Here is a 1,010-nt window from a genome sequence, read left to right on the forward strand (position 1 = left end):
CCGCAAAGCTGCGCACTCACTTCGGGCGAGTACTTCGCCGCAAAGCTGCGCACTCACTTCGGGCGAGTACTTCGCGAGGAACGCGTCAATCTGCGACTCGATGGGGTGATGCTTCATGCCGCTTAACGTTCGACGTAAGGGGCGGCCTGCGGCTTGCCGCGGGACGTCCCCTTGACGGAGGGGTTAGGCCGCAGTGCTGAGAGCTTAGTGGTCCGTCGCCGGCGGGTTTGGGTCGGGCGCATACAGAGTGATCTGAAGCCGCAGCCGTAGGCGTGCGAGTTCAGCAATGGCGTTGCACGAAGCCAGCAACGGAAAGGCGTGGGGGTGGAATCCGGCCTGAAGCCCTACGTTGACGCAGCGATCGATGCAACTGTCCCATACTGCTCGCTGCTTTGGTGGCAGCGCGTCAAAGATTGCGGCGTAGCGGGAGACTGCATCGTCGATGCTGTTCTCCGACGGGACAAGTTCAAGCCACAAAGTGTGGACACCGTTCTCGACCGAGTTCCGAAGGGGGTTTACAGCGCCGCCCATATGTTCGAGCAAAGTCTGTAGGCTACTGCGAGCAACAAGCTCGAGTTCCGTACCTAAGCGGCGCGCTTCTTCCAAGTTCACGGTGTCATTAGCTCCCTGGCTAGTACAACACGACTGCGGTCTTGCGGCTTAACGTTCGACGTAAGGGGCGGCCCGCTTGCGGGACGTCCCCTTGACGGAGGGGTTAGGCCGCAGAGCTCTCATTGGCAGCCGCCCTCCACATGTGGACTTTGGCTTTGTACCCGGAGGGCGTAAGAATCGCCATAGGCTCGACACCGAACGAGCGAAACCCCGCAGATTCGTAGAGCGCAATGGCAGGAGCATTGCCCTCAGTGACGGTGAGCGTGATAACCAAAACGCCAGGACATGCCCGGGCATGCTTGACGGCAGTGGACAACAGCTGGCAACCAATGCCTTTGCCCCGCGAGGACTCCAAGACATACATGCCAATGATGTGAGCCTTGTGCTTGGTCTTGGGC

2 protein-coding genes are annotated in these 1,010 nt (G+C 60.1%); both read right to left on the bottom strand.

Annotated elements, in window-relative coordinates; translation table 11 throughout:
• Positions 1-204 precede the first annotated feature (204 nt).
• Positions 205-612 (bottom strand): hypothetical protein, encoded by a 408-nt coding sequence (locus tag AC1DYI_RS36770; protein WP_477209013.1) that lies wholly within the window; start codon positions 610-612, stop codon positions 205-207.
• Between the two features lie 103 nt (positions 613-715).
• Positions 716-1,010 (bottom strand): GNAT family N-acetyltransferase (locus AC1DYI_RS36775; protein ID WP_477209014.1); only part of this gene is annotated, 295 nt, incomplete at its 5' end.

The sequence above is a fragment of the Ideonella sp. P3_A4 genome (genome assembly GCF_056403075.1).